Raw genomic sequence first — 24,290 nt, 5'->3', positions numbered from 1 at the left:
ATTAAGGCGTGTACTATGTACATGCCTTTTGTTATGGGTATATTTTAATTATTAAATAATTATCTATATAAAGAAGATTAATTTTTAAGGAGAATAAATTGGGAGATTTTGTACATGCGTATTCCAAATTTTTAATAGGGAACATTAACTTTTTCTACTATATAATTGATGAACTTTTAGGAAGAGAAAAGATAAATAGTAATTTAATTTTAAAAGTACAAAGGAGGATTAAAGTATTAAAGCTTATAGATTCTGTGTCTGATGGGTTGAAGAATTATTTTTTTGGAAACGATTATGAAGAGGTACTAGATTATTATAACATATATGAGGATTTAGATTGTTTTGTTGAGAATCTTCTATACTATAGAGATTATGGAATAGATATTGATCTTATAGATGAAGTTCAAGATAAAAACTTATATAAAATTTGTTCTAAAACGTATCCAAACATGCATAATTATGATTGTTCTAATAAGATAGCTATAAGATTAAATGCTGATGAGCTTTTTTTAGAAGATTATTTAGAATTAAGTGAACTATATTTCATACTAAAAGAGATAGTACCATGTAATGTAAATTTTACTATTAATGATTTAATTAATAATGAAGTTGTATTAGAAGATAGGATAAGTAATTATCAATATAAGAATTTTGTAAATACTAAGATAAATATTATAAAGATAAGAGATTATTTAAAGTTAATTGAATGTAGTGATATCGATGGATTTATATTAAATAGGTTAAGTTTACTAGATGATAATCCTATTTGGGATTATTATATACTTGACTCTAAAATTAAAAATATGGAATTAGATGAAGTTATAGAAAAATATGCTTTAAGTATAGGTAGTAAATATAAGAATTATTTTGGATTAAATGAGAAATTATACAGATTTGTAGGAAGAAATGTACTAGCAGTTTTATGTGAATATGCACTTAAAAGAGAAGATAATAACGCACTTAAAAGATATATTGATGAGCTTAGCAGTTTATAGTTTTGTTTATTAGAACTGGTGATATATCACTCTTGAATTATTTTTATAAAAATTGTAATTAAATGAGTTTTTGGTTTACGTAAATTATTAATATCAAATTTAAATTTGGATTTGATTTTATATATAGTAGATTTAGCTAGAATTTTTAAGAATTCTAGCTATTTTTATAAAGTATTGTATAATTTTAAGGAGAATTATATATGGAAGATTTAATAAGTGTTATTGTTCCAGTTTATAATAATGAAATTTATTTAAGAGATTCATTAGATAGTATTATTAATCAGAGTTACAGTAATCTTGAGATAATTCTTATCGATGATGGTTCAACTGATAGAAGTTATAATATTTTGATAGAATATGAGAAGATGGATAAGAGGATCAAGGTTATTACTAAAAGAAATGGTGGAATATGTGAAGCAATGAAAATGGGAGTACTACTTTCTAATGGTAAATACATTGCAAGATGTGATGGGGATGATATCAATGATATTTATAGGTATGAGAAACAGCTTAAATATTTAAAAGAGGGAAATTATGATCTTATAGGGTGCTACTTAAAAGGTTTTGGGAATGGTAGCGAGATTTACATGAAGATGATGGAATCACTTAATTATGAAGTTTTAGATGATTATCATCAATTTCTTAGGATATATTCGGGGTCTTGTATAAACGGGGGAGGATTATTTGGAAAGCGAGATTTATTTATAGAACTTATGCCGTTTAAGAAAGAGTTTTCGATTGTTGAAGATAAGCTTATTTATTTAGAATTTCATAATGCTGGGTATAAGATAGGAAATTTACCTGAGGTGGTTTATAACTATAGGGTTCATAAAAAGAACACTTCTCTTGATTCTAGTAACTCATATGATATGTTGTATAGAAATATTGAGCTTAAACTTACTTATTTATTTAAAAATGTTATAGAAAGTTTTGATAATATTATAATCGTATATGAGAGAGAGATAATAAATATTATCAATCACATATTTTCAAGGTATTATCCGAATATTAGGTGTAGATTTATTGATGAATATGGTTTTAATTGTTTTATGAGTGAGGACATATTTAGTTATGATAGCAGTAAGACTGCAATACTTAGTGGCTTAGGATTTATTAAGGGTATAGAGGTGCAACTTTTAGATTTTGGATATAGGCATCTTCATAATTTGTTTTTACTTGTGTAGTCATTTGGTTTTTCAAATGGCTTTTTTGTTTTTTTAAAAGTTAATGTAGTGTAACACTTTTATAGTTTTATCATAATTTTATAAAAAATATAACGCATAAATAGAGAAATAATTATGGATTAATAACCAAAATTATAGTAAAATAGTTATAAAATATATTGACTTTAGTATGCGAAATGTATTAATATTGTAATGTAATTGTTATTATTTTATAAAAATTAATATGATTCTTTGTGTTTAAGTTAATTGGAGGGAACATATAAAAAGAATTCTGTAAATTTATAGTGTATAACAATGTAGATAAAATTTTTGAGGAGAAGTTTTATCTTTGACTGGAAAGTTTGACTTAAAACCGAAAATTGATAGAAAAAAATTTAGTGATTTGATTTTGTTTTCAAAGTATTTTAATAATTTTATTATAGCAATGTGTTGTTACTATATTTAATAAATGGACAAGCAATAAGTATTGTTAAATTAGTATAATGGAGCATTAATATAAGATTGCGAGTAAGGATTAGATTAATCCTTTTTAATGGAATGGTTTTAACAAAAGATGAAGAAATACTGATTATAATTTTTAGTTGGATATGCGGAAGTAAAGGGACAATCTGAGAAAAGATTTGACACTTCTATATGATAATTTGCATAGTTAATATTTACATAGAGATAAGAAAAAATAAGATTATTTTTAAATGAAAAATGGAGGCAAAAATAATATGAATAAAAAAAGAGTAGCGCTTGCTTTGGCAGCAGCACTTGGAATGAATTCTTTAATGGTTACTGTTGGTGCAGTAGGTGGACAAGCTTTTATAGCTCATGCACAAGATTCTAAATTAAGTACAGATTTATTAGATAAGTTAAAAACTTTAGAAATAGAGTCTCTAGAGACATCTGTAGATATGAGTGCAGATGGTAAAGCTCAGGTTACATTTACTAAGATAAGTCCTGAAACTATAAGTAATGTTACAGGAGAGTTTGAGTATAAACCTTTTACTGAGAGATCTGATCTTAAAGAGACTGCATCAAAAGCTACGGGTGTATGGGATAAAAATACTGGAAAATTTAATGTAAGTGGAATAACTGCGCCAGGAATTTATACTGGAAAAGTTACTATAGTTTACGCAAATAAGATGACAGCAGAATATACTTTAAGCTTAGTTAAAAAGCCAAGTGATTCTGTAAGTTTTACAACTGATATAACTACAGGACAACTTGTATTAAAGGATCTTAAATTTAATAATGGTTCACAAGAAATTGCTAATTTCGAACCTAAGTCGGTAACTGCTTATTTGGGGAATGATAAAACAAAAGCAGTTGAACTGACTAAAGATTCAACAACTGGTGAATATAAAGTTAGTTTGTTAAAGTTAGGTAAAAATGGGAATTTGGATTTAAATGATACGGTAAAAGTAGAGATTGCTTATGGGAATAATAAAGAGTATACTTTAACTTCAGATATTGTTTTAGTTCAAGATAAATCTTCAACTTTTAAGAGTGTTGTAGCCACAAATGATTCAACTGCAATGAATACTTTGAAAACAACTTTAAAAAATGATTTTAATGAGGCTAAAGAACCAGAATTACCATCACATGTTGCAGATAGGGATAATTATATAATAAGTGTTGGAACTGATAAGTTATTAGAATACAATCAAACAGTTAAAAATGAGACTACTGGTAATACAGCTAAAATTGGAGGGGCGAAGTTAAAGGTAGATCAACCTACAGCTGGAACAAAAGAAGTTAAGATAAGTGTAGAAAGTGCAAAAGTAGATAGTGATATAAGTACTCTTGAAGATAATTTTGTACCTACATCTAAAGTGGGGTTTGGATTTACAGCTCCTGCTGGTGGTGCTAATGCTACTACGAGTGATGTTGCATTGATTGGTGAATATTCATTTAATGTATCTGGTGTAGGAAGTGCAATGTATTTCAATGCTTTTAGTTCTGCTAGTGTTACTTCGGCGACAAGTACTGTTACTACTAGTACTTTTAGATATGTAGATATTACAAATGGAGTAAAAGATTTTACTAATGGAATAAATACTAATGCTTCAGTTACTTTGAATTTAGAGAATTTCAAACATGGATATCAAACAGTAGCAGTTACGTTTGATTATAATGATGTTAAGGATAAGGAAAATATAAATAAACAACAGCCAACAAATAGTGGTACTGAGATTCCTGTAGGGGCGGAATTTACTCCTGGATCATTTGATTCTGTTCAAACATCATTAATAATTTCTACTGATAAGATTGATGGTGTTGCTGTACAATCTAAGTTCGTAAAAACTAGTTCTTCAGAAGGACAAGTTACAATAGTTGGTGGAAATAAATTATTAAATAATTTGCTTGATAAAGTAGATTACAATAAATTAGTATTAACAGTTGATGGTGTTAAAGCTACATTTAATAGTACGGAGAGTAAGAGTGACAATTTAGTATTTGATGTTCAATTTAATGGAGCTGTTCCAAATAAAACTGATGCTTCTTGGATTCTTGAGATAAATGGTAAGAAAGTTGAAGGAAAGGTAGACTTAACTCCTGGAGTAGTTGAATCCGTAAATTTAACAAATGTTCAAGCTACTAACAGTGGAACAGAAAATATAACTGATCAATTTAAAATAGATGCTAAATTTAATTCTACGGTACCTACTGGAACTGTAAGAGTGAACGATCCAGTTAGTGGTAGTGATAGAGTTACATTTGATCAATTTAAATCAGGAATTAATACAATTCATAATGTTGTAACTAGTGGAAAGTATCAAGGAACTTATAGTGCTGGAGTAATTGCAAATTATAATCCTATAACTGTATTACTTAAAGCTGATAATCCTACAACATCTTCAGTTAGATTGACAATTGATATGGATTTCTTCGGAAATAATGATTTGATTAAAAATATAACAGGTGGAATAATTTATTACAGAGAATATAAAGCTGGATTAGGTGCTAATGATGGATGGGAAATTGCAAAGGGTGCTGATATTTCATCTAGTGATATAAAAGAAGATCCAGTAACTAAGGTAGTTACAGGATTGAATGCTGGTAAAGAATATGAGTTTGTGGTGACATATTCATACAAAGAGGGAAATTCAGAAGTCCGAGATATTTATTCTAATATAGCTGTGGCAACAACAAAGCCTGGTTCTTCATCAGGTAGTGGTGGAACAATATCTGGAGGAAGCAGTAGTTCTTCATCAACTGGATCTACTACAGTTAATGTAACTAGTACTAATTCAACTAAAGGTTCGACTTCAATAAGTGTAACTATACCTTCAGGCGTTTCTTATACTGAAAGTAGTGCAAATCCTACACCTGTTGGATTTAAATATAAAGATAAGAACGGTAAAACTGTAATTGAAACTAATGATCAATACTCAAATGTTAAAGCTAGATTCCAGAATGGAAAGGTAGTTCTTGAAGGATTAGTTCCAGGAAAAGAGTATACTGAAATAAGTATTAATTACAATGATAAAAATAACAAAACTAAAACTTTAGTTCTTAAAAATGTAAAAATTGATTCTACATCTGAAGGTCAAAGTTATTTAGCTAATGTTTATAATGTCGTATTTAATAGACCAGCTGATGAGAATGGATATATGTTCCATTTAGGAAATTTAACTAGTAAGAAAGTTTCTTTAAGGGCATTCTTATTAAATATGATAAATGAAAAAGAATTTGACAAGCTATATACAACTCCTGAAAATAAGGTAGAAGCGTTATATAATGCTATAGTTAATAGAGATTCTGATACTCAAGGTAAGGCATTCTGGGTGGCAGAATACAAAAAATTATTATCAGTTTATGGATCATCTTCTGCAACTCTTCAAGCTTTAGCTGATAGAATGGTTAATGAAAATGAATTAAAAACTTTAGCTCAAAAGCTTAATTTTGAGTGGTAGAATTTGAAATTTTAATTTAACACATGTGATTTTCCTAAAAAAGCAAATAGTTATAACTAAAAGGCGTAGATTTAATATCTACGCCTTATTTACTATTATTCCAATTCCATTTGTTATCTCTCTTTGATATTTTGTTTGATCATTCATTAGTTTTAAAGTGTATGTATTATTTTCAAGTGCTATTGAGGTTGAACCACCTCCATCTAGATTTATTGCATCAACTATGTCTAGATCTTTTAAATATTTTGAAAGCTCAGAAAGCGTCATACCTAGGCTATCATCTGATTTGTCTACTGTAAATAATATTACTTTATTATAACTTGTTATACCTAAGGCTGTTCTTGCATGTCTTCCAGTTATAAATGATGTATCACCTAGTGTTTTATAATAATCAATTCCCATCTCTTTACCTGAAGATATTAGATATTCATGACCTGTGAAGGCGTGGAGAATATCGTTTTTGAACTTTTGTTCATTTTTAGAATAAATATTAAAATTGAATGATACGATTTCGTTTAAAAATTTATAATCAATATTGTAATAATTTTCATCACCATAAGATGTGATTAAAACTTGGTTCTTTTCGATTTTTTTAGGTTCGTTCATTTCTCCTATATCAATTACTTTTCCGTATATTGTTGTTCCAGCAAAAATACTTCCATCGCTATTAAAAAGTTCTATTAGCATATAGCGTGAAGGTAAACCTTCGTGTGGGTAGTAAGTTGATTCTTCATTTATTTTGTAATTTGATATATTTGTGTGTTTGTATGAATCAAGTTTATTTATAGATTCTATTTGGAGATCTTTATAAGATCCTTTTATAAATTTTATAGCTCCACTTACTGTAAAAAAATCAAATCCATACTTTCCAGATTTGTCTATGTAAAATACAGGCCTTTTTGAATCAGAAGGATCACTTATTATAGAGAATATTTCACCTTCTGATATTGTAGTGAAAAGCGGTTGACCATTTGACATTTGAAAGAATTCGCCATTTACTCCACCAATAATATTTTTACCTGTTATGTATTCGGAATTATTTAATTGTGTTAATAAAGTTTCTTTTGATGCTGTTAGGTTGTTTGCTTTAATTAATGCTAAAGAAATGTTTTCATTGTTTAAATCAAATTCAATATAATTTACTTCTTGATTACCACCATGACCATCATAATTTATTATTGTATTATGTATGAAGTGTATATCCTCTTCTAGAGTTATTTTATAAGAATAAGGGGTTGCAGCTAAAGAAATATTTGTTAAAAACAAAGTCATTGCAAAAATAGCAAATAAAAACATTGATAATTTTGTTTTAAATTTTTTCATGAAAATTACTCCAAATATATAAAATTTTAAAATTTTAAACTATATTATTTTATGTTAAATCTATTAAGTAAAAAGTCTTTACATTTATCCTCGTATGTTGAGTCAATATCTTCTAATTCTGTAAAGTTTTGATATTTTGATTTTAAGCAATTTGATATTAATCTATCTGTAATTTCTCTGTTTTTGGGCAGAAGTGGACCGTGCATATATGTGCATATTGTATTTTTATATACAAGTCCTTCATAAGAATCTTCTCCATTATTTCCAAAACCAATTATGCACTTCCCAAGAGGAGTGTGATCATTTATATATGTATTACCTGAGTGGTTTTCAAAACCTATGTAAGTTTCCCCATTTTCTTCATTTTTTATTACAATATTTCCAGTTTTACGAATATTAGATGCGACTGTATAAATATTTAATATACCAAGTCCTTCTAGAATATCACCAGTTTGAGTTGTATAACTTTTTCCAAGGAGTTGATACCCGCCACATATAGCAAGTACACATCCATTTTCTTCTATAAAATCTTTTATGACATTTCTTTTTGATAATAAGTCATCTACGACTAAGGACTGTTCGAAATCTTGTCCACCACCAATAAATACAATATCGCCAATATTTAAAGAAATATCATCGCCTATGTGGACATTATTTATTTTAACTTCTATTCTTCGTTCTTTACATCTTTTTTTTAAGGCTAAAATATTTCCAATATCACCGTATGTATTTAGTAGATCGGGATAAAAGTGGTGTACTGTTATTTCCATATTAAAAACCTCCTAATTTACCAAATTGAATCTATGTATTTTTTGCTATACAAGAATCTTCTGAATTCAAGCATACAAGTATAACTACAAAGAATATATACGGTTTCATTTTCTTTGTTTTCTAAATAATCTAAAATCTCTTCATATTTCTCAAAGATATTTATATTTTTAACTTCTCCGAGGTTTAATCTTAAACCCATGTCATGGGTTCTTGTTCCTCCAGTGAATACTTCTTTTAGCTTAAAATCATTTATCATTTCAATATTTACATCATATATCCACGAGATGTCTTGACCATCTGCAAAGTTGTCATTTAATAAAAATCCAAGATAAAATTCATTTTGTTTATTTAAATTTATAGTGTTTAGTGTTTCATTAAAGCCTGCAGGGTTTTTTACTAGGAACATAGTTATGTCATTATTTTTAATTTTAAAATTTTCCTGTCGTCCAAATACATTTGAAAATGTTTTTATAGAGTCGATTATAATATAATCTGGTATATTGCAAACTGAACTGATGGCATAGGCACAAAGAACGTTATATATATTATAAATACCACCTTGATTTATTGTTATAACGTTGTTTTTAATTTTTATAATACTTTCATTTATATTATTTTCTAAAATATCTGCAACAGAAAAATCAAGCTCTTCTCTTTTAAAATCACATCTACTGCATTTAAAATTTCCCAAATGATTATAAGTTATGAAATTATACTCGTAAGGCGATCCACAAAACTTACAATTAGTAGCCTCTACATTTAGGTTTTCTTGATTTGAATTACTTTTGTAGTTTTCAAATCCAAAATAATATTTGCTATTATATATTTTTTCGAGAGAGCATAGCAGAGGTTCGTCTCCATTTAATATGAGCTTTGAGTTACTGCAGAGTTTTATTCCTTCTTTAATATGATTTAGAGTTGTATAGACTTCTCCGTATCTATCTAATTGGTCGCGAAAAATATTTGTAACGGCAATTATTTTTGGTTCGATAAATTTGCAAATATATTTTAAACTAGCTTCATCTACTTCTATTATTGCGGTCTTAGATACTTTTTTGTTAAATAAATTATAGTTTTTTATGTAAGTTGTAGTTATTCCAGGTAGCATATTTGCTCCTGTGTAATTTGAGAAACAGTTGATAAATGAATTATTAAATATGTGATTTGTTAGAGCAGTTGTTGTGGTTTTACCATTGGTTCCTGTGATTAAAATTGTATTTACATTCTTTGATACATGTTTTAATATATCAGGACAAATTTTTAAAGCAATTTTACCAGGGAATGAACTTCCTTTTTTCTTTAATTTTAAAACCATAATAGCTATTTTGGTTATTATAATTGATAATATTTTTTTCATTTTACTCTAACCTCTAAAATTTTTATTAACTATCCTTAAGTATATCATATTCACTATAAATATAGTCACCATTTTCACTAATCGAGAATTTTAATTTAGAATTATCATTAAAATCATCTAACATTTCTTTTATTTTTTCGGATGGAAGAGGAAGTCCTTCTTCAATTGTTGGGAATAATTTGATTTTTATTTTGTTTATAGAATAATCTGATATGAAGAGATTTAATTGATATAAAAAGTTTATATCTTTAAATTTTCCGAATGTTATTAAAGGAAAATTTTTGTGATTTTTAATCGAAAATTCTTCTCCAAAAGTTAAGAGTATTCTATTTTTATTTAGTATATGGGGTATAAGTTTTTTATTTAGATCTTTTTGATTAACAAAAATAATAGAAGTGTAGAAGTTGTCCTCAAATACTCTTAAATATTTATAGATATCTAAGAGATCTTTATTTGTCAAAAGTATTGGATTAACGTAAGAAATTGAATAATTGTCGTAGCCAAATAAACGGTAAGTACATTCGTCTATTTTTAAATATTTTAGTTGTAACATGTCTTCTACTTCATTTAACACGCATAAATTTTTTTCATTTATAGATAAAATTGAGTCTATATTTTGGACTGATTCATTTCTTAAATTTAAAATTTTGAAATTTGAAGAGTTGAGAGTTTCTTTGAAGTTGTCGTTTATGTGACATTCGTTAAAAATTGTTATGAAGTACTCGTTTAATAATGATTTGGTATTTGTTTCATCTAGTGTGTTGTTAATATTTTTATTTTGTAGTACAATGTTACTCATGTAATCTTTAAAGTTTTGAGAATAAAATGTTAAAAAATGTATGGATTCAGAAAAAAAATTCTCGTATGTACAAAGATAAAATCCTGTAAAGAACGTGATGATGATTAATGATTTTATTAAAAATTTCATTTTAAGTCCCCTTGTAATTAGTTTGTATTTAGTATTATCAAACTAGATAATAAAAATGTAGTTGAATGAGGTTTTTTAAATATGAAGAAAAATTTGAAGGGTGATAAGAGTAGGGAAGTTTATTTTGAACGTTTAGATAAAATAGTAAAAAGGAAAAATAAGAAAGTAGACTTCAGTGGAATGTCACCTTATGAGATAATTAATTATTTAAGAGAGAAAGATATAAGGAAAAATTATAAAGTGCTTCCCTCAAATAGATTTTTTAAACGTACGGTTATTATTTCATGCTGTATGGTTTTTTTAGTATTAAGCTATAGCATTACAGGAACTTATAGTGTAATTAATCAAAATATAGAAATTTTGGTAAATAAGATAGATGGAAAGAATAATGAATCAGATATAATAGAAAGTTATTTAGATTATGTAATACATGGAGATTTTCAAAATCTTATAAATGCGTATAGAAACAACTCATCAATTTCTATTGAAAGCCATTTAGAACTTGTGACACTACTAAGTTCTATTAATAATATTTCTCAAGCAAAAGAGGAACTTACGTTACTTAAAAATAAAATATCTCATAATACTCTTGTAAGGAATCAGAGCGATCATAAAAATAATGTGTATAAACTCTTAGATAATTTGTTTTTATATAATAGTCTTGAAGAGGCACGAGAGATTTTGGATAAAAATGTTCAAAATTTAGGTGATGAGATAAGATTTAAAGAAAAGGAAATATTATATAATCTTTTATCAAATAATCCTGATAATGCTTTGTTTATTTATAATGGTATAGATTTATCTTCCATTAATGATATAGATGACATTATTAGTTATAGTAAACTTAGTGTTATATTTAATAGATTTGATAATAGTTTAAATGGGATAATTAAGACACTTGCAAGTGATCCTGAGAATACGGATGTTTTATCTGTTATAGATATGATTAAGTATTATGATATGAATAAGGCTAATGATTCTCTTAATTTTTTCATTGAATCTCAAGGAGCTACCCCAGAACTTAGGTTTATTCGTGCTATCATAAATATAAAAGATGTGTCTAAAACTCAATCAAATCTTGAAGATGTTTATGAGTTCTCAAAAAAATATCATGGGAATATGTTATCAAATGGTATAAGGCTTGAGATACTTACAAATGCAAATAGATTAGATGATGTTGATGTACTATTGAATGAGTTAAAGAGCATTAAAGATAAAAATTTTTATGTTTATTATATTTTGGCCAAGCATAATTTGAAACTTCAAAATTATAATGAGTCTTTAAATAATATAACTCAGAGCATTAAATTAAATAGTGATTTTGCTCTAAGTTATGATGTGTTACTCAATGTGCTCGTTGGACAAAATAAAATTTTAAATATGAACTATTTTTATCTTAAGATGAAATCACTTGATATATTAAATACTTACATTGACAAGGAGTTTGTCTTAAAATATACAAATGAATTTAATGATGTAAATAGTGCATTAGATATACTTAAATTTTCTAATAAAATTTCGATATATGAATCTGGCCTTAAATATCAAGCAGCTAAGATATATATAGATTTGAAAAAATATGAAGAGGCGAAAGTTAAACTTAGAGAAGCAATAGCATTAAATGAAGATTCTATTTATGTGAGAACATACGGAGTTTTACTCCTAAATATGGGAGAAGTAGGTCCTGGAATAGATAGTATCAGAAGAGCCTATGAACTTAATCCGAAGGATATTTTAAATTTAAATAATGCGGGAGCTTATTATGCGAATATAGAAAATAATATTCAGAGGGCATTTTCAAATGTTGAATCAGCTTATGAGGGTCTTGATGATTCATATAGTGAGTATGAAGCATTTATAATAAGAGAAAATTATTTTAAACTTAAAGCGATTTATGATAATGCAACTGGTGAAACATTGAGTGAAGAGATACCTATTTTAGATTATTTATACTAAAATTTGTAAAAACTTTAGGAAGTATTTTCCTAAAGTTTTTTTGTATTTGTAAGTATAAAATGATAATATATGTATTGGAGTTTAACTTAATTTTAAAAGGAGGATACAAGATTGGAGATCTTATTGTTATTGAAGGCAGTTGTAATTGCAATTATTGAAGGTATAACAGAGTTTTTACCTGTATCATCAACTGGGCATATGATAATTGCAAGTGATATAATAAATTTTATCGAAACTGCCGGTGTGGATTTTGTACAAATGTACGAAGTTGTTATTCAATTGGGAGCTATTCTTGCTATTATGGTTTTGTATAGAAATAAGATCATAGATTCGATTGTCCATTTAAAAGAGTATGGATTTAAGATGTGGTTTTATATATTTATAGCGTTTTTACCATCTGCACTTATTGGGATTTTAATAAATGATATAATTAAATCTAAGTTATTCAATACATTTAGTGTGTCATTTGGACTTATTATTGGGGGAATTATACTTTTATTTGTAGAAAAGTATTTTTCGAATAGAAATGTAGACAAGCAGACTAAAGATATTGGTGATGTAACACTTAAACAAGCCTTAGGAATTGGATGTTTTCAGGTTTTATCTCTATGGCCTGGAATGAGTAGATCGTCTTCCACTATATCTGGAGCGTGGATATTTGGATGTTCAACAAAATTGGCAGCGGAATTTTCATTTTTTCTTGCTATACCAACTATGATCGGGGCATCTGTTTATGAACTTTTTGGGATGGATTATTCATCATTTACATCTGGTCACGCAATTGCCCTTGTGGTTGGATTTTCAGTTGCGTTTTTGGTTGCAATTTTAGTCGTTGATACGTTTATAAAATTTTTGAGGAAATATCCAATGAAATATTTTGCGTATTATAGGATAATTATAGCGATACTTCTTATCATACTTGTTAATCTTAATATTATTAAAGTATAGGATTATAATATATTTACACATATTATGTTTTATGTTACAATTAATCTCAGTGTACTCAGATATTGGGAGGATTACTATGAATCAAATAAAGAAAATTGCGATACTTACAGGTGGAGGAGACTGTCCAGGTCTTAATGCAGTTATAAGAGCAGTAACAAAAACAGCTATATTAGAATATGGATATGAAGTTATAGGGTATAGGTTTGGATATAGAGGTTTGTATAATAATGATTATATTAACCTTGATATTAATGCAGTTGATAATATCTTACATAAAGGTGGAACTATACTTTGGAGTTCCAATAAAGATAATCTTTTTGATTATATAGTAGAGGAAAATGGACAAAAAGTTAAGAAAGATGTTTCAGATATCGCTGTTGACAATCTTAAGAAAGAAAATATTGATGCTTTGGTTATAGTTGGTGGAGATGGGACTCTTACATCAGCGAGAGATTTTGCCCGTAAAGGTGTTAATGTTGTAGGTGTACCTAAAACTATTGATAATGATTTAGGAGCTACGGATTTTACATTTGGGTTTAATACGGCGATAGGGATAGTTACTGATTGTTTGGATAGGCTCCATACAACAGCTGAATCACATCATAGAATTTTAATTGCTGAAGTTATGGGTAGAAATGCAGGGTGGATTGCTCTTCATGCTGGAATTGCTGGAGATGCTCATATAATTTTAATACCTGAGATACCGTATAATTTGGATAAAATTGTAGAGAAGATTAATGAAAGAAAAGCTATGGGATATAAATATACTTTAATAGTCGTATCCGAAGGAGCTAAGTCAGTTTTAGGAGAAACTGTTATTGCAAAAGTTGTTGAGGATTCTCCAGATCCAATAAGGTTTGGTGGAATAGCAAATAAGCTTGCAATTGATCTAGAGAAGAGAATACCAGATCAGGAGGTTAGATCAACAATACTTGGTCACATTCAAAGAGGAGGGAATACTTCAACATACGATAGAATTTTATCTACTAGATATGGTGCTGCAGCAGCTAGACTTATTTATGAAGGAAAGTTTGGTAATATGGTTTGTTTAGATGGTGATGAAATTTCGTGTATAAAGCTTGAAGGTGTTATTGGAAATGAAAAATTTGTTAATCCTGATCATGAATTAATAAAGATATCTAAGAGTATGGGAATTGGATTTGGAGATTAAAGTACTGCGTTTATGTGGTGCTTTTTTTGTATAAAATAATTCTATGTGATATAAAATAACATTAATAAATTAAAGAGGTGGTTTTTTTGTTTAACAATATAAGGAGATTTTCATTTGTTTTTGTATGTTTTTTATTATTAGGGATTATGGCTTCTTGTAAAGGATCTAATGCGTCTAAAAATGTTAACCTTTCAACCGATGAAATTTATGAGAAAATTATAAGTGGAGTTGATATACCAAAATTAGAGAAATTAGGTGATAGTGAAATAGGAAGTTTAATGGCAATAGCTTCTTCAAGTTATGATGAGGCAACATTTTGTTTAAGTCCATTGAATGTTCAAGCAACAGAAATTGCGTTATTTAAGTTTTCAACTAAGGAACAAGAAGATTTAATTGATAAAGGTATTACAAGAAGATTAGAGGACTTGGATGCTACATGGAGCAGATATTTACCTGATCAATATGAACTTATCAAGAATGTTAAGAAGTTTAGTGATAGAAATATAAAAGGATATATTATAGCGGATAATGCAGTTACGATTTTTGAGAATTTAATTAAGGTAGTAAATAATGCCAATTAATAGAAAAACGGTATGATATTCATACCGTTTAATTTTTTAATATATACCTTGGGATATCATTGCGTCTCCAACTTTTTTAAATCCTGCGATATTTGCACCAGCAAGAAAATTATTTCCAAGTGAGAATTCGGAACATGTGTCATAGCAAACTTTAAATATATTTTTCATTATATTTTTAAGTTTTTCGTCAACTTCTTCAAAAGACCACGAATATCTAAGTGAATTTTGAGACATTTCAAGCCCAGAGACTGCAACTCCACCAGCATTTGCAGCTTTTGATGGACCAAATAAAATATTGTTATCTAAAAATAATTTTATAGCCTCAGGAGTTGATGACATATTAGATCCTTCACAAACGCAGAAACATCCATTTTTAATTAGAACTTTCGCAGAATCCTCAGTTATTTCGTTTTGCGTTGCACATGGTAGAGCAATATCGCATTTTTCATTCCAAATTTCTTTGAAGTTTCCATTGAATTTAGTATTTTTATCAAATTCTAAATATTCACTTATTCTTTCGTGTTTAATTTCTTTAATCTTTTTTATTATAGATAAATCTATTCCATTTTCATTGTAGATGTATCCTGATGAATCGCTCATGGATACTACGGTTGCACCTAGCTCATATGCTTTTTGAGCTGCGTAAATTGCAACATTTCCAGAACCTGAAATAGAAATTTTAGAGCCTTTGAAAGATTTAGAAAATGTATTTAGCATTTCTTCTCCAAAATAGCATACTCCATATCCTGTGGCTTCATTACGAACAAGACTTCCGCCAAAAGGAATTCCTTTTCCAGTTAGAACTCCAGTGAAATCGTTTTTGAGTCTTTTATACTGGCCGAACATATATCCAATTTCTTTTGATGAAACGCCAATATCTCCTGCAGGGACATCTATATTTTCTCCAATATACTTGTAAAGCTCACTCATAAATGATTGACAAAATCTCATTATTTCATTATCTGATTTTCCTTTTGGATTAAAATCAGATCCACCTTTTCCTCCACCCATAGGAAGGGTTGTTAGCGAATTTTTAAATATTTGTTCAAATCCTAAGAATTTAATTATAGAGGAGTAAACTGTTGGATGGAAACGGAGTCCTCCTTTATATGGTCCGATTGCATTGTTAAATTGAACTCTAAAACCTCTATTAACTTGAGTTTTTCCATTATCGTCAAGCCAAGCTACTCTAAATTGAATGAATCTATCTGGTTCAACAATTCTTTCTAATATGTTGTGTTCGATATATTTTGGGTATTTTTCTAATACGGGTTCAAGAGAGAATAAAATTTCATGTACCGCTTGATGAAATTCAGGTTCGGATGGATTTTTAGATATAACTTTTTCGTAAATATCTTTTATATAATTTTTAACATTAATCATAAAATCACTCCTAAAATTATATTTGATTCGAAAAATATCCATTGTTTATTAAATTAAGCTTTATGGATTTTATAATTGCAAGGTATAGTGCCGTTGTATCGAAACGTGCGTCATGAAAGTAGGTTTCGTCGCTATTGAATAGTTTATTTGTAGAATTTAAAATATTTTCTTCAGTAATTTTAAGATGTTCTAACAGTTCTGATAATTTTGGTGATTTAATCGTTCCAATTGAATTTTTAAGTTTAAGTATGTTTTTAAAATAGTTCATGGAGCAAAACAAGTTTTTTGGTTTAAATTCAACATTGATCCTATCGAATTCCCTTCTTAAAAATGAAATATCGAAATTTATATTATGACCAAGTATAAAATCATTTTCTGTTAAATCTTTTTTAAATAACTTGTAAAGATCTTTGAATGTCAAGTTTCCGCTTAGACTCTTTAGTGTATTAACATCAAATCCATGGACATTGTATGCAGTATCTGATACAAAGTCAACAGAGAAAAAGAAGTTCTTTGCACTAACTCTATTTTCTTTAGGTAAATCCGTATCGTATATTATGTATGTTAATTGGCATATTTGACCTGGAGATTTATCCGTAGTTTCGGTATCTAAAAACAATAATTTCATTATTTTTTTATCCTCCTAAATATAAATTCAAGAATTTCAAGGCAAGCAGTAAGGGTTTTATTATCTTTATCGAGTAGAGGGTTAAATTCAACAAAATCTATTGAAACTATATTTATGGAAGATAACAACTTACTCATAAGATTTTTAACTTCATCCATTAACAATCCTTTTTTGACTGGAGTACCGGTACCAGGTGCGATTAAAGGATCAAATACATCAATATCAAATGATAAGTGGAAGTTTTCAATCTTATTTTTATTTGTATATTTTTTTAAAGTATCAATCATTAAGTCTTGAGGAATTTGATCAAATGAATTTCTATCGTATATGTGCATTTCATTTTTGATTATAAATTCTTTTTCCCAATTATCAAGAGATCGTATGCCAAATAGAAATACATTTTTGGGATCAATATTTTTTTTAAATATTGATATAAATTCTTCATGACCATACCCAAGTGAGCATGCGAGTGGCATTCCGTGGGCATTGTATGAAGGCGATGAACTTGGGATATTCAAATCGCCATGAGCATCTATCCAGATTACTCCAGTATTTTTGAAACTTTTAGAAAAACCAGCTAGTGATCCGATAGATATGGCATGATCTCCACCTAAAACTAGTGGAAATGTATTATTTTTATAGCTTTCTTCAATTGAGATGGAAAGATTTTTAACTATAGTTTTAACTTTATCAAAGTATTTAATCTGTTTATTATTATCAAATTTATTTTTATTATCTATATCTACTGGTATATCGATTATTTCATTTATTGTGTGTCCACAATTTTTGATAATAGATAAAAGATTATTGTTGATTAGAGCTTTAGGTCCTAGTTCAACTCCTTTTTTATCACATCCATAAAATGTGGAAACAGTTATTATATTTAAATTCATCTTAGGCAAAGATCCTCCGAAATTATTAATTTTAAAATATTTAGTATAAAATGTCGATAAATCTGGAAATATAATACATAATTTTAAGTATAATTAAATTTAAATAAGCTAATTATAACAAAAATTGTTATTGTAAGGAAGGAGAATTTTTAAAATGAATAATGGTAGAAATCCTTTTGACATAACAAAACCCATAATTGTGTTTTGTATGGTTTTGATATTGATCATATTAGTTAGTTGTAGTAAACGGGCAAATGCTGATAAATTTGAGAGTGCTTTAAGTAGTGTGAATGATAAATCATTTGTTGATAATTATTATAAGGATAAAGATAAAAATACAGATACAAAAACTAATACTTTTGAGAATTCCTATGAGGGGAAAGATAACGTAGGAAAGAAATCAGAAAATAATATATATCCATCTGAGAAAAATTTTAAGAGTGAAGATTTAGCTAATATCAAAAATACATATTATGGAAAGTATAATTTAGATGGTATCGATGTCCTTGGAAATTTTGAGGTTACGAGAAACTCAATAGTGTTTACTCCAGATAATGGGGGTTCACGAGAGGTGATTTATTTAACAGAGATAAGAAATATAGATAGATATGATCATCCGAATGGAAATATAGATTTATCTCTTCAGTTTGATAATTATGAGAAGATAATTAAAAATGTGAGCGATTCAATGTTTAGTGACATTTTGCTTTATACAACTAAATAGAGGAATTTTAAATATGAAGATAATTGTTAAGTTATTCTTCATATTTTTTTTATCCTGTTAAAAAAGACTAAAAAATTTTAAAGTTTACAAATGTATTAAAATTATCCAATTATACCAAAATAGATACAATGATTAAGAACAAGGGAGAAGATTTTAATGAAGTTTATAAAATTTAAATACGCACTTATTCCAGTTGTTGTTTTATTTTTTTCAACTATTATTCAAGTACCGATAATTAATTTTGTGAAGGTAGAGTCTTCAAGATATATGCTCACAAATTATAAAAGGGATGTAAAGGAGCAAATTTTAAATGGAGTTGAGACGAAAGTTAAGGCAAAACTTAAAGATTCGTTAAAATCTGAGGTACTTAAGGAGCTTAGAGTAGAACTTTTGGATGATGTTATGGATAGTCTTAAGAAAGATTTGATAAAGGAGATTAGACTCGAGAGAAAATGGGTTAAATCTTAGATATATTTTGATATTTGAATTTTGATTGGAGGAGAGAAAAGGTGTATAAAGTGGAGAATGGTAATGTTATCGCTGATGAGGAAAAGAAACATTCTAATAGTAGAATAAATGTTTTTAAGAAAGAGTGGGTGAAGTTTCTAATTATTTTGGTTGCATCGATTTGTATTGCAATAATTGGAATTATAAACAATATAAATCGTGAACGTCAGAAAGTTTTCACCAATATGAAGGCTAAGGTAAAGACAGAGGTTGAGAATGAATTATATTCAGAGTTATATGATAAATTTGAACAATCTGTTAGGGTTGACTTGAAAAAAGAGTATAGAGATTTTGTGGAGCTCGAACTGAAAAATAGTTTGAGGGAAGATACTCTTAGAAATTTAAAACATGAAATTGATAATGAGAGTAATGAGTTATTTTATAATGTGTTTGAATCTATTGAATACAAGCAAAATGGAGAGAATGTTCGTCATTGCTCTGTTATAGTTGAAAATTTAGATAAAGTATTTGAAGAGGAGCTTGAGGGTCTTTATAAACAGATATTTGGGAATAACAGCGATAAGAATAATGTACTTTTAGTATTTCCGAAGGAGCCAGAGGAAGTTGGATATAGACCGAGTTTCAGACTCGAAAATGGGCTTAATGAGCAGATATTAATTATTAAAGACGGAGAAGAGAGAAATTATGCAGATGGTATAATTTATTAAATTTTAGGAGGAATTTTATGAAAAAGATGTTTATATTCTCAATTATTGGAGTTTTAGTATGTTCAGCATTTTGTATTGGATATTCAAATAAACAAGATGCAACAGTAAGTATTAATACTCAGGATCCAGTAGTTTCTTTTGGGAACATGAAAGATGAAGTTGATCCAAATAATTATTGGGATAATACACCGATTGAAGAGATTAGAGGATCGATACTTGGATACATAGATAACATGATGGAATTAACAGTTACAAAACTTGAAGATTTTAAAAGAGAAAATAATGAGGATAAAATTAAGTTATATGAAAATGAGATTAAACGGTTGAACAAAATTTTAAATAATATAAATTCTGCAAAAACTAAGAGTGATTTAAAAGAAGCAATGCAGGTTAGACATAAAGAGGCAGTATAAACTTAAAAAATATAAGTACGATGAGGAGAATAAATATGAATAATAGAGTTAAAAATTTTATTTTGGCTATAGGATGCTTGTTAGTTTTTTTAACAGGTATGGTTCAAGGAGAATCAGTTGTGAGCAAAGAGTTTAGTAAAAAATTGTATAGTGAGAGTACAGAGTGTTCACATGATAAGAAAATTATTGGTAAACATAAGGAATCTATAATCAAATTATTAGAATATGGAAAATTTGATGAAGTTAAGAAAAATGTTTTGGATCATTTAGATAGTAAGATTTCTTTTATGGAGAAGGAGATTGAAAAGTATAAAGGTGAAAATGATAATGAAAAGGTAGAAAGATTAGAGGGGAGAATTTCTAAAATTAAGGAAGTAAGAGAAAAAATAAATTCTGCTAAATTTAAGGATGAAATTAAAAATATTTTAGATAGTGAGTTTAAACATAGAGGTAAGTGCAAAAATAAATGTAAGGATAAAAAAGATCAAAAGGAGCAGTAATTGCTCCTTTATTTTTTATATGTATTTTTTAATGTTACTTCTCCAGAGGATATTTCGATTACTTTATTCTCTGTTTTTAATAATAAGTATCCAAGTTCATTGAATCCAATGACATTACCCGAAGTATCGTATCCATTTATTTTTAGAGATACTTCTTTATTTAAGAGAGAGGATAATTCTGTATATTTATTTAAAAATGGTTTTAAGGATGAGCTGTTAAAATTATTATAGTAAACATGAAGATTGGAAATTAAATTATTTATAAATTCATTTCTTATTATTTTTATGTTTGTGTTTATAGAGATGCTTGTTGCTTTATCTCTTAGTTCTTCATTAAAGTCTGAAATATCTTGATAAAGATTTACACCTATGCCACATATTATGAAATTTCCGTGAGGACTCTGTTTAAATTCGCAAAGTATTCCACATACTTTTTTATTGTTTATTAATATATCATTTGGCCATTTTATTTTGGGATTTAATGAATAATTTTTAAGGAGGTCCGTAATTGCGAGGGATATTATTGGTGTTAAGGTTTCATATTTTGATTTGTTATTATCACATTTAAATATTATGGAGAAATATAAACCTTTGTTTTTTATTGATGACCACGTTTTACCTAAACGCCCTTTACCTTTTGTTTGTTCGTTGGCGATAACTATTGTTCCATTTTTGGGATTATCCATACATAGTTGTTTGGAGAAGTCATTGGTTGAAGATATGGTTTCAAATTCGTAGATTCGTGCACCAAATATATTATTTAAGTCCATATTTATACTCCAATGCATTGAAATTTAGATTACTAATTATAAAAAATATTTCAAATAATGTCAAATTTTATATTTTATATGATAGAATAATAAATTGTTAAGAGTATTTCTTTATTTGAGGTAGATAAAATGAGATTAAGAAGGAAAGCCTGGGCACTTCCAGAACTTTTAGAGAGTGATTTATTTATCGAGGATCCTAGAGAATTTAAGGGTAGATGGAATGAGATATTTGATAATGAAAATGATATTTGTTTAGAACTCGGATGTGGTAAAGGACGATTTATGGAGAATATTGCAGATGAGAATCCAGATAAAAATTTTGTTGCAGTAGATTTAAAGAATGAAGTTTTAGTTTATGTTAAACGTAAGTGTGAGAACTTAAATTTAAATAATGTAAGAATTCTATCATTTGATATTAATTACATAGATGAGGTGTTTGAGAAGGGGGAGATTTCGGATATATATTTGAACTTTTCAACACCATGGCCAAAGTCTAGGCATAATAAAAGGAGGTTAACTCATCCTAGATTTTTACAAAAGTATATTGAAATAATGAAAGAAGATTCTAAAATTATATTGAAAACTGATCATGAAAATTTCTTTTTAGATTCTATAGAGTATTTAGAAGGGAATGATTTTGAGATTATATATAAAACTTTTGATTTACATAGTGAGAATATAAAAAATATTATGACGGAATATGAAGAAAAATTTATGAATAAGGGCATGAGGATAATGTATTTTGTTTCAAAATATAAAGGAAGGAGAAAATAAATTGGATTATAGAAAAATTATAAGTGATTTGATAGAAGAAATCATTGGTATAAATGTTTATGATTCTATAGAGATACCACCTGATAAAAATATGGGTGATTTAGCATTTCCGTGTTTTAAACTTGCAAAGGAACTTAGAAAATCCCCACAAATTATTGCAGAGGATTTAAAACTTAAAATATCGCATGAAGTTATAGATAGAATTGAAACTGTTGGAGCATATTTAAATTTTTTCGTGGATAAGTCCAGTTTTTCGCGAGATGTGTTAAGTAGTATATTAAAATTAAAAGATCGATATGGAGAGTCAAATGATGGAGAAGGTAAGACGATAGTGATTGATTATTCTTCGCCAAATATTGCAAAACCATTTCATATAGGTCATCTATTTACAACTGTTATAGGGAATTCTTTATATAGATTACATAAGTTTCAAGGATATGATGTTGTTGGGATTAATTATTTAGGTGACTGGGGAACTCAATTTGGTAAGCTTATTTATGCATATAAGAGATGGGTTGATATTGAAGAACTTAAAAAGAATCCTATATCCGAGTTATTTAGGATATATGTAAAATTTCACAATGAAGCAGAAAATGATCCATCGATTGAAGATGAGGGTCGAAAGTATTTCAAGATGCTTGAAGATGGAGATGAGGAGTGTATAGAGCTTTGGAAAAAGTTTAGGGAGCTTAGTCTTTTGGAGTTTGAAAAATTATATAAGGATTTAGGAGTTAAGTTTGATTCTTATGACGGAGAAGCATTTTTTTCCAATAAGACGGATGCAATTGTTTGTGAACTTGAGGATAAAAATCTATTAGATGATTCATTTGGTGCTAGAGTTGTTAGACTTGATGATTATAATATGCCACCATGTATTATAAAAAAAGCAGATGGAGCTACGATTTATGCAACTAGGGATTTAGCTTCCTTGTTATATAGAAAGAAAACTTATAATTTTTATAAGAATATATATGTAGCTGGTATTCCTCAGGCACTTCATTTTAAGCAGGTATTTAAAACTGTAGAACTTATGGGTTATGAATGGGCGAAGGATTGTATTCATGTTGGATTTGGACTTGTTAAGTTTAAAGATAAGAAGCTTTCATCGAGAAAAGGAGAAGTTATTCTTCTTGAAGATCTTTTAAATATGTCTATAGATAAGATAAGAAATGTAATTGAAGAAAAGAATCCTAATCTTTCGAATAAGGATGGTGTTTCAAAGAAAGTTGGTATTGGAGCTATAGTTTTTACATATTTAAAAATGAATAGAGAAAGGGATATCATATTTGATTTCGATGATATTTTATCTTTTGAGGGAGAAACTGGACCTTATGTTCAATATACTTTTGCTAGAGGAAAATCTATTTTAAAAAAGAGTGGAATTGATATTGAAAATATAGATACTGAGAAATATTTAGGACTTCTTACGCATGATAATGAGAATAATTTAATTAAAGTACTTAGTGATTTTAATAATAACATTAAATCATCTATATCCTATTTAGAGCCATCGATTATAACAAGATATGTGATTGATATAGCAAAAGCGTTTAATAAATTTTATAATTCTAACAATATCTTGAATCTTGAAGATGAGAACTTAAAAATTTCAAGGCTTATTTTAGTTTATGCTACAACAATAGTAATTAAAAATGCATTATATCTAATAGGTATTGAAACTGTTGATGAAATGTAAAAAATAAAGGGATGCATATATAATGCATTCCTTTATTTTATCTAAATGTGAAATTTCCAATTAAATCGATTTGATTATTTGTTAGTTCATCTTTACCTGAAAAGATAATTTTATATATTCCTATCTCGTTCAGAGGTTTTCTAAGTGATATATATACAGGAGAGGAATTTATGTTTATCAATTGAGGAATTGTGTGTATTAGTTGTTTACCTGAG

22 protein-coding genes are annotated in these 24,290 nt (G+C 27.8%); 14 read left to right on the top strand and 8 right to left on the bottom strand.

Translation table 11 applies throughout. The annotated features are described in order from the left end of the window. Positions 1–98: 98 nt before the first annotated feature. The 3 genes from SFBM_RS06390 (at position 99) to SFBM_RS06380 (ending at position 6,084) form a co-directional block, all read left to right on the top strand. Positions 99–995, top strand: a complete 897-nt coding sequence (locus SFBM_RS06390; protein ID WP_005805409.1) for a hypothetical protein — start codon at positions 99–101, stop codon at positions 993–995. Positions 996–1,195: 200 nt separating this feature from the next. Next, the gene (locus SFBM_RS06385; protein ID WP_005805411.1) at positions 1,196–2,179 is read left to right on the top strand and encodes a glycosyltransferase family 2 protein; all 984 of its coding nucleotides are present in this window, start codon (positions 1,196–1,198) and stop codon (positions 2,177–2,179) included. 716 nt (positions 2,180–2,895) lie between these two features. Beyond that, on the top strand, positions 2,896–6,084 hold the full coding sequence (locus SFBM_RS06380) for a DUF4214 domain-containing protein (RefSeq protein WP_014018045.1): 3,189 nt from the start codon (positions 2,896–2,898) through the stop codon (positions 6,082–6,084). Positions 6,085–6,162: 78 nt separating this feature from the next. Here SFBM_RS06380 and SFBM_RS06375 read toward each other — a convergent pair whose 3' ends face one another. Genes SFBM_RS06375 through SFBM_RS06360 form a run of 4 tightly spaced genes read right to left on the bottom strand, consistent with a single transcriptional unit; the run spans position 6,163 to position 10,463 of the window. Then, the gene (locus SFBM_RS06375; RefSeq protein WP_005805414.1) at positions 6,163–7,407 is read right to left on the bottom strand and encodes a phosphodiester glycosidase family protein; all 1,245 of its coding nucleotides are present in this window, start codon (positions 7,405–7,407) and stop codon (positions 6,163–6,165) included. 44 nt (positions 7,408–7,451) lie between these two features. Next, positions 7,452–8,177 (bottom strand): type 1 glutamine amidotransferase, encoded by a 726-nt coding sequence (locus SFBM_RS06370; protein ID WP_005805416.1) that lies wholly within the window; start codon positions 8,175–8,177, stop codon positions 7,452–7,454. A 17-nt stretch (positions 8,178–8,194) separates the two neighbouring features. Then, positions 8,195–9,535: a MurT ligase domain-containing protein gene (locus SFBM_RS06365; protein ID WP_014018044.1), complete on the bottom strand. Its 1,341-nt coding sequence runs from the start codon at positions 9,533–9,535 to the stop codon at positions 8,195–8,197. A 25-nt stretch (positions 9,536–9,560) separates the two neighbouring features. Further along, positions 9,561–10,463: a hypothetical protein gene (locus SFBM_RS06360; RefSeq protein WP_007441074.1), complete on the bottom strand. Its 903-nt coding sequence runs from the start codon at positions 10,461–10,463 to the stop codon at positions 9,561–9,563. A gap of 81 nt (positions 10,464–10,544) precedes the next feature. Between SFBM_RS06360 and SFBM_RS06355 the strand changes: the two genes are divergently transcribed. The 4 genes from SFBM_RS06355 to SFBM_RS06340 all read left to right on the top strand — a co-directional run bounded on the left by SFBM_RS06355 (position 10,545) and on the right by SFBM_RS06340 (position 15,119). Further along, positions 10,545–12,419: a tetratricopeptide repeat protein gene (locus SFBM_RS06355; RefSeq protein ID WP_005805421.1), complete on the top strand. Its 1,875-nt coding sequence runs from the start codon at positions 10,545–10,547 to the stop codon at positions 12,417–12,419. A 111-nt stretch (positions 12,420–12,530) separates the two neighbouring features. Beyond that, positions 12,531–13,367 (top strand): undecaprenyl-diphosphate phosphatase, encoded by an 837-nt coding sequence (locus tag SFBM_RS06350; RefSeq protein WP_005805423.1) that lies wholly within the window; start codon positions 12,531–12,533, stop codon positions 13,365–13,367. A gap of 76 nt (positions 13,368–13,443) precedes the next feature. Next, positions 13,444–14,538, top strand: a complete 1,095-nt coding sequence (locus SFBM_RS06345) for a 6-phosphofructokinase (protein WP_005805424.1) — start codon at positions 13,444–13,446, stop codon at positions 14,536–14,538. 77 nt (positions 14,539–14,615) lie between these two features. After that, positions 14,616–15,119 (top strand): DUF4358 domain-containing protein, encoded by a 504-nt coding sequence (locus tag SFBM_RS06340; protein ID WP_014518771.1) that lies wholly within the window; start codon positions 14,616–14,618, stop codon positions 15,117–15,119. Positions 15,120–15,155: 36 nt separating this feature from the next. Here SFBM_RS06340 and gdhA read toward each other — a convergent pair whose 3' ends face one another. From gdhA to rocF, 3 genes are read right to left on the bottom strand one after another with little or no spacing between them, the layout of a single operon-like run. Then, on the bottom strand, positions 15,156–16,502 hold the full coding sequence (gdhA, locus tag SFBM_RS06335) for an NADP-specific glutamate dehydrogenase (protein WP_007439993.1): 1,347 nt from the start codon (positions 16,500–16,502) through the stop codon (positions 15,156–15,158). Positions 16,503–16,518: 16 nt separating this feature from the next. Further along, positions 16,519–17,130 carry a 3'-5' exonuclease gene (locus tag SFBM_RS06330; protein WP_005805428.1) on the bottom strand — a complete coding sequence of 204 codons (612 nt, stop codon included), beginning with the start codon at positions 17,128–17,130 and terminating at the stop codon, positions 16,519–16,521. Beyond that, positions 17,130–18,023, bottom strand: coding sequence for an arginase (rocF, locus tag SFBM_RS06325; protein WP_007443015.1), 894 nt, complete (start codon positions 18,021–18,023; stop codon positions 17,130–17,132). The genes SFBM_RS06330 and rocF overlap by 1 nt, the downstream gene beginning before the upstream one ends. A gap of 154 nt (positions 18,024–18,177) precedes the next feature. Here rocF and SFBM_RS06320 point away from each other — a divergent pair, with 154 nt between their 5' ends. The 5 genes from SFBM_RS06320 to SFBM_RS06300 all read left to right on the top strand — a co-directional run bounded on the left by SFBM_RS06320 (position 18,178) and on the right by SFBM_RS06300 (position 20,835). Further along, on the top strand, positions 18,178–18,747 hold the full coding sequence (locus SFBM_RS06320; protein ID WP_005805432.1) for a hypothetical protein: 570 nt from the start codon (positions 18,178–18,180) through the stop codon (positions 18,745–18,747). 156 nt (positions 18,748–18,903) lie between these two features. After that, positions 18,904–19,215 (top strand): hypothetical protein, encoded by a 312-nt coding sequence (locus SFBM_RS06315; RefSeq protein ID WP_005805434.1) that lies wholly within the window; start codon positions 18,904–18,906, stop codon positions 19,213–19,215. A gap of 41 nt (positions 19,216–19,256) precedes the next feature. Beyond that, positions 19,257–19,922, top strand: a complete 666-nt coding sequence (locus SFBM_RS06310; protein ID WP_007439816.1) for a hypothetical protein — start codon at positions 19,257–19,259, stop codon at positions 19,920–19,922. A gap of 17 nt (positions 19,923–19,939) precedes the next feature. After that, positions 19,940–20,335, top strand: a complete 396-nt coding sequence (locus SFBM_RS06305) for a hypothetical protein (protein WP_005805439.1) — start codon at positions 19,940–19,942, stop codon at positions 20,333–20,335. A 35-nt stretch (positions 20,336–20,370) separates the two neighbouring features. Continuing rightward, positions 20,371–20,835 (top strand): hypothetical protein, encoded by a 465-nt coding sequence (locus SFBM_RS06300; protein WP_005805441.1) that lies wholly within the window; start codon positions 20,371–20,373, stop codon positions 20,833–20,835. Between the two features lie 8 nt (positions 20,836–20,843). Here SFBM_RS06300 and SFBM_RS06295 read toward each other — a convergent pair whose 3' ends face one another. Beyond that, positions 20,844–21,605 carry a biotin--[acetyl-CoA-carboxylase] ligase gene (locus SFBM_RS06295; RefSeq protein WP_007441591.1) on the bottom strand — a complete coding sequence of 254 codons (762 nt, stop codon included), beginning with the start codon at positions 21,603–21,605 and terminating at the stop codon, positions 20,844–20,846. Between the two features lie 129 nt (positions 21,606–21,734). Between SFBM_RS06295 and trmB the strand changes: the two genes are divergently transcribed. Next, positions 21,735–22,379 (top strand): tRNA (guanosine(46)-N7)-methyltransferase TrmB, encoded by a 645-nt coding sequence (gene trmB, locus SFBM_RS06290; protein WP_005805445.1) that lies wholly within the window; start codon positions 21,735–21,737, stop codon positions 22,377–22,379. 1 nt (position 22,380) lies between these two features. After that, positions 22,381–24,075, top strand: a complete 1,695-nt coding sequence (gene argS / locus SFBM_RS06285; RefSeq protein WP_014018043.1) for an arginine--tRNA ligase — start codon at positions 22,381–22,383, stop codon at positions 24,073–24,075. Positions 24,076–24,290: the final 215 nt, after the last annotated feature.

This window comes from Candidatus Arthromitus sp. SFB-mouse-Japan, from assembly GCF_000270205.1.
Taxonomy (GTDB): Bacteria; Bacillota; Clostridia; order Clostridiales; family Clostridiaceae; genus Dwaynesavagella.
This window is presented reverse-complemented; position numbering and strand designations above follow the sequence as displayed.

What these genes read in the sequence shown, in the direction of transcription:
- SFBM_RS06375 (WP_005805414.1), bottom strand. Translation starts at nt 7,407, where the DNA reads ATGAAAAAATTTAAAACAAAATTATCAATGTTTTTATTTGCTATTTTT.
- SFBM_RS06295 (WP_007441591.1), bottom strand. Translation starts at nt 21,605, where the DNA reads ATGGACTTAAATAATATATTTGGTGCACGAATCTACGAATTTGAAACC.
- SFBM_RS06330 (WP_005805428.1), bottom strand. Translation starts at nt 17,130, where the DNA reads ATGAAATTATTGTTTTTAGATACCGAAACTACGGATAAATCTCCAGGT.
- SFBM_RS06315 (WP_005805434.1), top strand. Translation starts at nt 18,904, where the DNA reads ATGAAGTTTATAAAATTTAAATACGCACTTATTCCAGTTGTTGTTTTA.
- SFBM_RS06385 (WP_005805411.1), top strand. Translation starts at nt 1,196, where the DNA reads ATGGAAGATTTAATAAGTGTTATTGTTCCAGTTTATAATAATGAAATT.
- SFBM_RS06320 (WP_005805432.1), top strand. Translation starts at nt 18,178, where the DNA reads ATGAATAATGGTAGAAATCCTTTTGACATAACAAAACCCATAATTGTG.
- SFBM_RS06305 (WP_005805439.1), top strand. Translation starts at nt 19,940, where the DNA reads ATGAAAAAGATGTTTATATTCTCAATTATTGGAGTTTTAGTATGTTCA.
- SFBM_RS06300 (WP_005805441.1), top strand. Translation starts at nt 20,371, where the DNA reads ATGAATAATAGAGTTAAAAATTTTATTTTGGCTATAGGATGCTTGTTA.
- SFBM_RS06380 (WP_014018045.1), top strand. Translation starts at nt 2,896, where the DNA reads ATGAATAAAAAAAGAGTAGCGCTTGCTTTGGCAGCAGCACTTGGAATG.
- trmB (WP_005805445.1), top strand. Translation starts at nt 21,735, where the DNA reads ATGAGATTAAGAAGGAAAGCCTGGGCACTTCCAGAACTTTTAGAGAGT.
- gdhA (WP_007439993.1), bottom strand. Translation starts at nt 16,502, where the DNA reads ATGATTAATGTTAAAAATTATATAAAAGATATTTACGAAAAAGTTATA.
- SFBM_RS06345 (WP_005805424.1), top strand. Translation starts at nt 13,444, where the DNA reads ATGAATCAAATAAAGAAAATTGCGATACTTACAGGTGGAGGAGACTGT.
- SFBM_RS06355 (WP_005805421.1), top strand. Translation starts at nt 10,545, where the DNA reads ATGAAGAAAAATTTGAAGGGTGATAAGAGTAGGGAAGTTTATTTTGAA.
- SFBM_RS06365 (WP_014018044.1), bottom strand. Translation starts at nt 9,535, where the DNA reads ATGAAAAAAATATTATCAATTATAATAACCAAAATAGCTATTATGGTT.
- rocF (WP_007443015.1), bottom strand. Translation starts at nt 18,023, where the DNA reads ATGAATTTAAATATAATAACTGTTTCCACATTTTATGGATGTGATAAA.
- SFBM_RS06370 (WP_005805416.1), bottom strand. Translation starts at nt 8,177, where the DNA reads ATGGAAATAACAGTACACCACTTTTATCCCGATCTACTAAATACATAC.
- SFBM_RS06360 (WP_007441074.1), bottom strand. Translation starts at nt 10,463, where the DNA reads ATGAAATTTTTAATAAAATCATTAATCATCATCACGTTCTTTACAGGA.